13 protein-coding genes and 2 pseudogenes are annotated in these 10,305 nt (G+C 63.7%); all 15 read right to left on the reverse strand.

The features are described from left to right. A pseudogene (locus G495_RS19370) lies at positions 1-259 on the reverse strand (baseplate J/gp47 family protein); the annotation flags it as partial. A gap of 99 nt (positions 260-358) precedes the next feature. Continuing rightward, complete coding sequence (locus G495_RS0114075) at positions 359-1,282, reverse strand: GPW/gp25 family protein (protein ID WP_028588316.1); 924 nt, start codon at positions 1,280-1,282, stop codon at positions 359-361. Then, a complete protein-coding gene (locus G495_RS0114080; protein ID WP_028588317.1) occupies positions 1,282-2,172 on the reverse strand; it encodes a hypothetical protein in 891 nt (296 codons plus the stop codon). Before G495_RS0114080 ends, G495_RS0114075 begins: the two co-directional genes overlap by 1 nt. An 11-nt stretch (positions 2,173-2,183) precedes the next feature. Then, positions 2,184-3,194, reverse strand: a complete 1,011-nt coding sequence (locus G495_RS0114085; protein WP_028588318.1) for a YfaP family protein — start codon at positions 3,192-3,194, stop codon at positions 2,184-2,186. Then, the gene (locus G495_RS21335) at positions 3,191-3,499 is read right to left on the reverse strand and encodes a hypothetical protein (protein WP_084458310.1); all 309 of its coding nucleotides are present in this window, start codon (positions 3,497-3,499) and stop codon (positions 3,191-3,193) included. Before G495_RS21335 ends, G495_RS0114085 begins: the two co-directional genes overlap by 4 nt. Positions 3,500-3,509: 10 nt before the next feature. Next, positions 3,510-3,773 carry a PAAR domain-containing protein gene (locus G495_RS0114090; RefSeq protein ID WP_011366988.1) on the reverse strand — a complete coding sequence of 88 codons (264 nt, stop codon included), beginning with the start codon at positions 3,771-3,773 and terminating at the stop codon, positions 3,510-3,512. After that, positions 3,770-4,144 (reverse strand): hypothetical protein, encoded by a 375-nt coding sequence (locus G495_RS0114095; protein ID WP_011700612.1) that lies wholly within the window; start codon positions 4,142-4,144, stop codon positions 3,770-3,772. The genes G495_RS0114090 and G495_RS0114095 overlap by 4 nt, the downstream gene beginning before the upstream one ends. 12 nt (positions 4,145-4,156) lie before the next feature. After that, positions 4,157-5,206, reverse strand: a complete 1,050-nt coding sequence (locus G495_RS0114100) for a phage baseplate assembly protein V (protein WP_028588319.1) — start codon at positions 5,204-5,206, stop codon at positions 4,157-4,159. Beyond that, positions 5,199-5,618 carry a DUF1353 domain-containing protein gene (locus G495_RS0114105; protein WP_028588320.1) on the reverse strand — a complete coding sequence of 140 codons (420 nt, stop codon included), beginning with the start codon at positions 5,616-5,618 and terminating at the stop codon, positions 5,199-5,201. The genes G495_RS0114100 and G495_RS0114105 overlap by 8 nt, the downstream gene beginning before the upstream one ends. Beyond that, positions 5,615-5,989 (reverse strand): YcbK family protein, encoded by a 375-nt coding sequence (locus tag G495_RS0114110; RefSeq protein WP_028588321.1) that lies wholly within the window; start codon positions 5,987-5,989, stop codon positions 5,615-5,617. The genes G495_RS0114105 and G495_RS0114110 overlap by 4 nt, the downstream gene beginning before the upstream one ends. After that, a complete protein-coding gene (locus tag G495_RS0114115) occupies positions 5,982-7,265 on the reverse strand; it encodes a phage late control D family protein (protein ID WP_028588322.1) in 1,284 nt (427 codons plus the stop codon). The genes G495_RS0114110 and G495_RS0114115 overlap by 8 nt, the downstream gene beginning before the upstream one ends. A gap of 66 nt (positions 7,266-7,331) precedes the next feature. Next, positions 7,332-7,622 (reverse strand): LysM peptidoglycan-binding domain-containing protein, encoded by a 291-nt coding sequence (locus G495_RS0114120; protein ID WP_028588323.1) that lies wholly within the window; start codon positions 7,620-7,622, stop codon positions 7,332-7,334. After that, the gene (locus G495_RS0114125; RefSeq protein ID WP_011366981.1) at positions 7,619-8,089 is read right to left on the reverse strand and encodes a CIS tube protein; all 471 of its coding nucleotides are present in this window, start codon (positions 8,087-8,089) and stop codon (positions 7,619-7,621) included. The genes G495_RS0114120 and G495_RS0114125 overlap by 4 nt, the downstream gene beginning before the upstream one ends. 3 nt (positions 8,090-8,092) lie before the next feature. Next, entirely contained in the window at positions 8,093-8,404 is a 312-nt protein-coding gene (locus tag G495_RS0114130) for a DUF7768 domain-containing protein (RefSeq protein ID WP_028588324.1), read from the reverse strand. An 8-nt stretch (positions 8,405-8,412) separates the two neighbouring features. Beyond that, a pseudogene (locus tag G495_RS0114135) lies at positions 8,413-10,305 on the reverse strand (phage tail tape measure protein); the annotation flags it as partial.

Here is a 10,305-nt window from a genome sequence, read left to right on the forward strand (position 1 = left end):
GCCGGTAGCCGATGAGCTTGCAGAGGTTGATGACGTTCTGGCGCTGGCGGGCCGTGGGCAGAAAGGCCTCGGCCGCCTGGGCGTCCAGGTAGTAGGCCAGCATGTCGCCCACGCCGCAGAACAGATCGAGCAGGACGACGCCGAGATCGGAGTGGTTGAAATCGGTCCAGCGGTCGGTGAGCTGCGGGATCTTCGCCAGCAGCTCCTGGCGGATCGATTCGTAATCCTTGTTGATGTATCCGATGCTTGCGCGGCCCATGGTCTCTCCGGTTTTCGGCGGTTATGCGAGAGCGCCTGATGCTCTCGCCACGCCGGTTACTTACCGGAAGGGACCTGGATGTGTCGGAGGCGGGATGCCTCAGAGTGGGCCGCGCAGTTGCCAGACGGGATTGGGCTGCCCGGCGGTGTTGTTGAGGTAGTGGGATTCCTTCTTGCCCTCGAAATAGAACAGACCGATGCGGCCCGGCTCCAACGTGGTGATCCGGTGAACGGTGCCAGCGGCGTTGTCTTCCGCCTGGCTCTGGGTGTCGAAGCCCAGACCGCTCGCGGCTAGATAGAGGGCGTGCTCGGCCTGGGGCGCTTCGGTTTCTGGCGCTCCCTCGAAGACCAGATAATGGCCGTGATTGTCACCCGGATGGCTGACGATCCACTTGCCGTTGCGATCCTGAAAGGCTCCCTCGATGTAGGTGACTTCGTATTGCCCGGCTGGCCAGGTGAAGGAATCGTCCGGATCGGGGCTCATCTCGGCCGCGTCGAACCAGAGCAGATTGAACAGCGAGCGCACGTCCGGCGACAGGCGCACGCTGCGCACCGGTGGCGGTTCCGGCTCGGGCTCCGGCTCCGGCTGGGGATAGCTGGGCGCGGGATGGTTCGGGTCTTCTCTGTAGAAGGGATAGACCAGGTTGCCGTCCACCTGGCTCTGGATCACCCGGTAGGCGATATGCACCAGCAGCAGGTTTCCGTCGATATTCAGCGGCCGGTCATCGAAGCGCACCTCCGTGATGATCACCCGCTTTTCCCAGCGCTTGATGGCGTCGATCACGTAATGGCGCAGCAGGCCCTTGAGCACCTCGCCGTTCTGTTCGAACACCAGATCCTTCAGCCGGGAGCCGAACTCCGGATTCATGAACCGTTCGCCGATCCGGGTGCCGAGGATCTGCAGGATGCTTTCGCGGATATGCTCGTGCTCACGTGAGGTGGCGGTCGAGATCTGAGTGCCGCCGGATACCGACTGAAACCGGAACGGATAGCGCAATCCCTTGCCGAGAAAGTCGTAGCTCATCAGGTACGCTCCTCGCAGTCGATGCCGCACTGTCCCGAGCAGCCATTTTCCGGTGCGCCGTCGTCGATGGTTTCTCCCAGGAACCGGACCACCAGATCCAGACCAATTTCCAGACCCAAGTGGATGGTTCCGTTCGCCTCGATCAACCCACCGTGGCCGGACTGGCCGCACTGGAATCCCTTGGCTCCGCCGGAGAGCAGACGGACAGCAATGGTTTCGCCGATGCCCTCGATGCGGCCGATGCCGATGATGTCGATAGGTCCGGCCGGGTTGATCAGGGTGATGAAACGCTCCCGGTGATCGACGTCGAGGCGGATGCCCTCGGGCAGAACCACCGCGAAGCGTTCCGCGCCCATGGCGGTCGGCTCGATCCCGGCAGGCAGTCCGCTGATACCGGCTGCCTCCTGGGTCGAGCGCAGATAGGACTCGACCAGGGTGTAAAGGCGTCCCGGGGCGACCTCGGTGGCCGTGCCGGGTCCGGGGGTGATGACCTGCTGTTCTCCTCCGTCGATAACGCAGATGCGCTGGTCGTCCGTGGTCCGCAGGATCATGCCGTCGGGCAAGGTGAAGAGCCGGTTGCCATCCGGCAGATCCCGGGGTTCGGTGCCCACAGGCAGTTCGACAAAGGGATAAAAATCGGGCTCCGGCTCGATCTGTACCTGCTCCAGGTACTCCTGGGTCCTGGCCTGCTGGGCCTCAAGATAAGCCTGGGCCTGGCCACGCATCGCCTCCGAGGCGGCGTGACTGGCCTCTAGCAGCGTGCGGATGCCGGAAAGTTCTTCACGGATGCCGGACAGGTGATCGCAGAGCACCCGCAGCACATACTGTTGTTCGCCGGAATCGGTCTGCTCGATGGTGGCCTGCAAGTCGGCGGGTTCTTCGGAAATCATGACAACCTCCATTACATGCCGACATTGGCGGGTTGGGATTGATAGCTCATGGCGTTGACCGGCGTCACTGTTCCGGTCGCGCCGTCGATTTCGAACACGGTCCAGACCGTGCCGGGGGCGTTGGGAGCGGTGAAGGTCTGCTCACGGCCATCGTTCAGGAACACTTTCACCGATGCTCCGGACTGCGCCAGGCCGGTGCTCGGATTGGCATTGCGGTTGGTGTAGTCGTGGACCGCGTAGCGGTAGACGCCGGGAATGAGCCGATGGATGGTGATGGTCTCCGGCCCGTAGGAACTGGTGTCGTCCACGTCCAATTCCGCCGCCTCGTTTTCGATGGTGTGGGAATAGAACACATGAAACCGACCGCCCGATGGCGTCGGCCCGGTGAGATGGGAATCGAGATCCCGGGGATTCAGGCCCCACTGCAACACGATGCGGGCGACCTGGCCGTCGAGCTCGGGCGAGAGAACGATCTGGATGTCGCCGGAGGTGTTGGGGTCGGCATTCACCCAGCCATGCCAGGCGATGTATCCCGGCGCGGTGACCTCCACGTAATAGAACCCCTCGGGTACGGACAGCTCGAACCCGCCATAGGCGTTGGCAAAGGTCTGGAACGCCGCCGGGCCGGTTTCCGAGCGGCGGAATTCGATCAGCGCGTTGCCGACACCGCTGGTATTGAGGGCGTTGACCACCATGCCGCTGAGGAAGACCGTGGCTCCGCTGGCAAAGTCCGGGTGGTCGGCGAACCAGGACGGATCGCGGACCTCCACCAGAACATGGCGGAGACTGTCCCGGGCCGAGGATCGCCAGACCATGAGCACGGCGTTGCCGATGGTCCAGCCGCAGCGAATGACACCGTCCGGCCCGATCTCCGCGACTTCCGGGTTGCTGGAGGCAAAGACCGGGGTGTCCACGTCGCCGCGCAGGGAGAGCGGAACCCGTTGCTCGAAATCGCCAGCGGAGAGGCGGATGGAGCGAGGCTGTACCTCCCAGTGGCTGAAGGCTGCCGGGGCATCCGTCATGAAGGTACCTCCACCGGTGCGGAGACGCCGCCGCCATAGACCTCGACCTGAACGTGCCGCAGGCTGAGCCGCTCGGGCGAATCCCAGACCAGAATCATGGCCGCTCCGGGTACGAAGCCGCATTCGACAATGCCGTCTTCATCGACACTGGCCACGTCGGGATTGGACGATTCGAACACCGGCGCTTCGGGCAGACCACGGATCGAGAGCGGAATGCGCTGAACGAATGGGGATCGCGAGACCCGGATCAGTTTCGGGAAAACATCCCAGTAGTGCGGTTCCTGCGGCTGTTCGAGATTGTTCATCGCGTCCCCCTCAGTTGTCGATGGTGTCGGGACTGCCAGTGACGATGATGGCTCCGCAGGCGGTGATGTCGCCGATGCGGGCGTTGGGCAATCCTTCGGTGATGGTGTCGAAACTGCCGGTCACGATGGGCGTCACACCATGCCCCGGGATGGGACAGACGTGCAGGTCCCCCATGCGGGCCACCGGCATGCCGTTGTCCAGCGTTCGGCTTGCCCCGGTGATGATGACGCCGCCGTGACTGCTGATGTCGCCAAGTCGAGCCTGGGAGCTCATGGGTTCACCTTCAGCAACAGATGGATCAGAAAGCCGACGAGTCCGCCAATGGTGCTGCCGATGGTCAACACCAGGCCGACGATCTTCCACATGGTCTCGGTCCCCATCTTGGAGCCGACCCGGGCGTGCAGCCGGTCGATCTCCTCGGCGTGCCGGTGCAGATCGGAATAGATCGAGCGGACCAGTACCTCGACGTTTTCCTTGTCCGATTTCTTCTCGATTTCACGCTCGATCTTCTCGAGTCGGTCCTGGATTTCCCGGCGATGGTTTTCGAGGATGCTGCGGAATTCCTCCCGCCAATGATCGAAAGTCCGGGCCAGCAATTCCTCGCTGGCCGAGAGTCCGGAGGGCGTTGTTGTTCTTTCTCCCATGCAATGCTTCCTTCAGGTGTTGATCAAGACGGAGTTCGTTGAGCGAATGATGATGTTTCCGGCCACCCCATCCATGAACACGAGGCTGCCGGACTTGTCGGTGGCGCTGATGCTCTCCTGGCCGGGCGCGGCGTTCATGCGCACCACCTGACCGGCCTTGTCGGTGAGCCGGATCTGCTCGGCGGCGGCGGTGGAATCGACGAGGATTTCCTGGGTGCCGTTGAGCCCCCAGATATGAACCTTCTCCCGGCCCTTGGTGGTGTCGATGAGGATCTTCTGCCAGCGGGAGCGGCCCTTGTCGCACGAAAGGATGTGGACCTTCTCCTTGTCCTGCCAGGCTTCGAGGATCACCTGCTGGCGGCAGAGGTCGGTGAGCTGGATGCGGGCGCGGGAGCCGACGATCTGCGAGGCGATGTCGAGCTGGTCGCCTTTCTCGGCGTCCTTCGTGCCGCGCCGCAGGGCGTTGCCGCTCTGCATCTCCGGCTTCACCTTCCCTTCCATGGTGAGGATCTGTCCGGTGCGGTCGATGATCCGCAGCAGCTCGTCGCCGTCGCGGTCATCGGCCAGAATGGTGTGGCCGGTTTCGGTCTTGAGCAGGACCTTCAGGCGAGGACAGTAATACGGCGGATGGCCGTGGTACTTCTTGTGTTCGAGATCGTCGTGCCGGTTGGCCTGATGCTCGACCTTGTCCTCACAGTCATGGCAGAAGGCATTCGCGCAGGTGCGCTTGGATTCCTCGGGTTGCTCGCCGGGATTGCTCTTGGCCAGCCAGACCCCGGTCCAGATCGGATACTGGACTACGCCGCCCTCGAACTCGGCCCAGACCGAGGCCCCTTCCTCGGGGACCAGGAACATGCCGGTGTCGTCGTTGCCGCCGTAGGGAAAACAGGGCGCGGCCCATTCGGACCAGTTCTCCCGCCCGCTGCCGAGCACGGCGGGGATTTCCAGACGGACCCGGCCGAGGCGTTCGGGGTCGTTGTTGTCGCGCACGAAGGCCCGGTACTTCCCGTACCAGCGGTTGCGGAAGCGCTCCTCGGATTGACGGTCGCGGGTTTCAAGCATGCTCCGTCTCCCGCTTTCGACTGGCGTTCCAGGCCAGCCATCCGCCCAGGCGAACCGCCCAATACATGACCTGCCTTTTCCACAGAGGCACGCCCAGGGCCGCCATCAGTTCAAGAAAGAGGCGGTCGGCCGCAAGCCGCGAGACCTTACCGGTGTGGTAGAGGTAGTCGTGAACGACGGCCGCCGGGGAATATCGGCCCCAGGGCGGCACCACGCGCCAGAACAGGCGCGGCACCGAGGCGAAGTCGGTCTCGAACCCGGCGGGCACTTCGATGATGCGGCCAGCACCGGTGCGGACACGGAACGGCTGGGTCAGCCTCGCGGTCATTCCATTGGGCAGGATCTCCACCCGAAGCGGTCCGGAGAGACCCAGCGCGGTGCCGGAAAACAGGGTCTTGGTTTCGGCGCTCATGACCGCCACCTCGCCTTGCCCGACTGGCGCACGTCGAGATGGACCCAGGAGGCGTAGACCCCGATGCCGCCCTCGCGGAAGAATGGAATCTCCTCGGCGATGACCGCCAGTTCCTCGGGCGAAACGCCAGCGGGACAGCTCACGTCGGCCGCCATGCCCAGCGTGTGGAAACTCTGCTCCGCGCCGCCCACCGCCTTGTTGTGCCGGTTGCAGCGAAAGCCGCTGGTGATGGAGAGCGGTTTGCCGATGCGGTCGCGCAGCGTCTGCAGGGCGTCGACCAGGTCGGGATGGACCGCAGCCGAATGGCCGCAGCAGTTCGTGCCCTTGCAGGCGAATTCCGAACGGTTGAAATTCTTGCTGAGATCACCCATTGCCGCCTCCTTGTGTGACCGCGCCGGAATCCGCGTCGATGGTCACCATGGCTGGCGGCTCGTTTTGCGGCGTGGGCGGGGCCTCCTTGTCGTTGGGTTTGCCCTGGGACTCGGCGGACTTGTCGCCCGCGCCCTTGCCGAGGGCGTTCTTCTTGAGTTTGAGTTCGCAGAGATAGCCAGCGCCGCTGATGCTGTGGCGCACCGAGTGGCAGTAATAGATGCCGGAAAACTTCCGGCCCACGCCCTTGATCTCGACGTTCTTCTTGGCGCGTAGCTGGGGAATGCCGATGGTGGCGGCGTCCGCCTCGACCTGGCGCAGCTCGGCCTCGCGGAACTTGCCTTCGGCGCTGTCCTGGGCGGGCTCCTGGCGCGGCTCTTCGTGAAAGCCTTCGGAACGGTCGAAGCTGGGCACGATCTGCCCCGTCTCCTGTTCCTTGAAGCTGCCTTCGCCGGTGTTGCCGTCGACCAGATAAGTCTGCTTGCCCAGGGCCGTCCGCTCGGGCGCGCTGGCGTTGTTGGCCTTGTGCTCGACCACGTCCTTCTTGCGCGGGTCGACGCCGACCGTCTTGGTCTCGACACCCGCGCCCTTGGCTCCCTGGGATTGGGTGCTGGGGCGGAACGAGCGCAGCAGGCCCTTGGTGTCGGTGAAATATTCGAGGGTCAGAAGCGGCGTCTGGTCGAGCTCGCGGGGATGGAAATGGAGTTCGTCGTCCTGGATGTAGAAGACATAGCCGCTCACGCCGTCGCCATCGCGGTCGCGGGCCTTTTCCGCCAGCTCCTTGAGGAACTGGGCGTCCGAGATGTTGCTCTGGGTGACGCGGAGATGGGTCCCCTTGGTGGCCGTGACCACCGGGGTGAGGCCGTTGGCGGCGGCGACCTGTTCGGCAATTTCCGAATAGAGGATGCCGGGAGCGGGTTTCTGCCAGACCTTCTGGTTTTCCTTGCCCGCCAGTTTGAAGCCCTTGTCGTAGGCCTTGATGCGGATGGTCGGATCACCGTTTTCCGGAAAATCGTAATCGATGTCCTTGATGACCGCCTTCTTGCGCGGAGAGAGGTTACCCACGTAGCCGAAGCGAGCCACGATCTCATTGCCTTCCTGGAACAGCGGATCGTCGACGAACTGCAGGTTGCGGTCGGTCACCGACAGCTCGAGAACATCCAGCTCCTCCTCGTTATCGGTGAAGACGAACGAGGTGATCTCCTGGGTGATGTCCTTCGAGAGGTCTTGCCCCTCGATCTGAATCAGAAATGTCGGTTTGAAGGTATCCAGATCCATGCGTCTCTCCGGCGGTTCGCAGTTCCCTGCTTACTTACCGGAAGGCATGGCGAGGTGTCGGACGCTTCAGTCGAGCAGGCGCATCTGGACGTGTTCGCGGGAGGGAATGCGCAGCGCCAGACCCGGCTCGAGCGCCAACGGGAAAAAGAGGTCGTTGTAGTCGCAGATGATCCACCAGAGCCGGGCATCACCCAGATAGCGGTGAGCGAGCAGATCCAAACGGTCGCCCTCGACCACGGTGTGCAGGCGGTCGTCATATCTCGGAGTAGTGTCGATGCGCTGGCGCATGCCGAGGGAGGTGCCGTCGCTGTCCCGGTAGAGAACGCAGCGGGCGTAGCGGGAATCACGGCCGATCATGAGCGCACCTCCGACCAGTTGATGGAACGATCCACATATTCCTCGAGGACGATGTCCACCTCGGCGCGTTGCGGCAGCAGGTTGTCCCGGTCGAACAGGCCGAAGAAACGCGCCTTCACCTGCCGGACGATGCAGGTCACGCCCGGGTAGAGATCGCCGAAAATCAGCAGCACACGGTGCGGCGCGTTCTTGAGCATGGTTCCGGCGTGCTCCGGATATTGCAGCGAGCGGAGCCAGTCGACCTTCTGTTTCACCGGCCCCTTGAACAGCTCGACCTTGAAGGCGATCCGGCGCGGCTCCCCGGCGACGTACTGGTAGCGCGGGTGGCTCATGCCAGGGATCTTGATCGTCGCGTAGTCGGTCGACTTCTCGTCGCTGATGGAGTTGGGGTTGTACTGGAATTCGAGCCGCTCCCCCGTGTCGGCGTCCACCAGATATCCCTTGATGGGCTGTTGATCCCAGGCCATTCCTTACACCTCGGCGATCTCGATGATCGGCTTGCCCAGTTGTCCGGCCCGGTCGAGTTCCAGCCGCATGCCGCTGGAAATGCCGTTGCCGGTGAACGCCCACACCTCGTCGCAACATTCCATGTAGGCCAGGCCGCAGGCGATGCCAGTCTCCCGCTGCTCGGGAACGCTGTCATCGGTAAAGGTCGGATACAACAGGTGCGGCGCGAACGGCGCGTGACCGCGTCTCATGACCCGACGGCAAAGCGCCTCGGCGACCCTGACGTTTCGGGTTATGTCGCCCGCGAACGGGCTGCAGACAAAGATGCGTTTCATCGGTCCTCTCACAGGGTTTCGTAGTTTCTGATCTTCCGCTCCCGCAGGTCCTTGTAGACGGCCTCGGCCACCTTCCGGCCATCGATGTTGGTGGTCACGCTCAGTTCCACCGGTCGGTCGGCCAAGCCATTGAGGCGCGAGAGCAGCGATTCCAGCAGTTCGCGCAGCCCCGGACCGGCTTCCTCTCCGCGCATGGGTGTCGCGGGAGCGGTGCGAGCCGGAGCGATCAACCGCTCGGAAGGCACCGTCTCGGCGAGTCCCGATTGCAGGGGCTTCGCTATCGGAGTCGGCGCGGTTGTCTTGGGCCGCTCGATCCCGGCCGGAGCCAGAGAAGCACTTCCGATTTCCGGTGCCGGTTCCACCGCATACGGCTGGATGTAGCTCTTACTTACCGGCTCGACGGCCGCCGCGACGGTCTGCACGGTGCCGTTCATCGGTTGTGGGGGTGGCGCGGCCTTGGCCATGACTGGCTGGAGCATCAGCATGGCGCTCAGGGCCTTGGGCACCAGGCGTTCGTCCAGACGCGGAACGAGACTGAGCACGCTTTCGATGATGCGTTGCCCAATCGATTCGGCGGGCTGCGCGGTCTTGAGCGGTTGTTTCTGCTCGGCCACCTGCGGGACCGGGGTCTGGACTCCCAGCATGGCGCGAGCGGAGGAGAGCAAACCGTTGGCGATCCCAGTACTTCTATCCTTGATCGCCTGAATGCCCGCGCTCGCGCCGCTGGAAAGCCTTTGCCAGAGGGTTTGCCCCTCGGCACCGGCGTTGGTAAAGATTCGACCGACAGCGCCGGGCACGGCCGATAGCGTGGTAACGATCCGGTCGCGGAGATTGACGGCTCCCGTGGCCAGCGCGTCCCAGGTATTGACCTGGGGCGGCTTGAGCGCCAGTTCGGGCGTGTTGCCAAACAGGGATTGTTTGAGACCGCCGAAAATGGTACCAGCCTTGGCCGCGACGGTTTGAGCCCCGGAGGTCAACCCATCCCAGAGTTTTCCGGCCATGCGGAAGGGAGCTGAGGCGGCGTCCATGAGGTTGCCGCCCGCCGTTTTGATCTGCTGCCACGCTCCCGCAGCGGCCGAGAGAATTCCGCGAGCGGCGAAGCCGAACACTTTCGCGGGCAGCGTCTGGGTAAGGCTCATGCCGTCGGCGAGGGTCTTGAGCAGCGCGGAACCGGAGGCGGTCAGGCTGGCGAGTGGTCCCTCGCGGGCATCGGAGAACGGCAGCAGATTGCGCAGCTTGCCCAGGGCGTTCTTGAGCATGGTGACGGGATAGGTCACCGCCGACCAGATCCCTTCGCCCAGGGTGATCAGCAGCTTTTTGCCCGCCTCGAAGAAGGTGGTGTCCCCGGCGAAGAAAGAGCGCACGGTGGCAAACAGCTCCCGCAGTGTGCTGATGATCGGCAGATTCAGAATCGCCTGGCCGATCTGTCCGGCGGCGTCGGCCACCAGGCGTCCGATGGAGGTAAAGATGCCGGAAATGAAATCCCAGACACCGACCATCACATCCCGCGCCCAGCGGAACGGGGTGGCAAGAAAATCGTAGACCGCACCGCCGATGGCCTTGAGCCCGTCCAGCAGGGAGATGTCACCGGTCAGCACCTGCCAGACCGCATAGACGATCTTCCCGGCGGCCATGAAGGCCTCGCCGATCATGCGCACGGGCAACAGGAACTTGTAGATGAACTTGGTCGCTCCGATCAGGGACCCGACGATGGCCTTGCCGACCCAGACCACGCTGCGCACCACCACCGCCAGGGCTCGGACGATGAGCGACAGGTTCCAGGCCACGATCTTCAGCGCGAATGCCAGCCCCTGCAGAAGCACACCGGCGACGGTGCCGATAACCGTGCCGAAGGTGCGCCAGGACGACCCATCGGTGGCGCTGGCGGCCACGCCGAAGAT

The sequence above is a fragment of the Desulfocurvus vexinensis DSM 17965 genome, from assembly GCF_000519125.1.
In the GTDB taxonomy this organism is placed as follows: Bacteria; Desulfobacterota; Desulfovibrionia; order Desulfovibrionales; family Desulfovibrionaceae; genus Desulfocurvus; species Desulfocurvus vexinensis.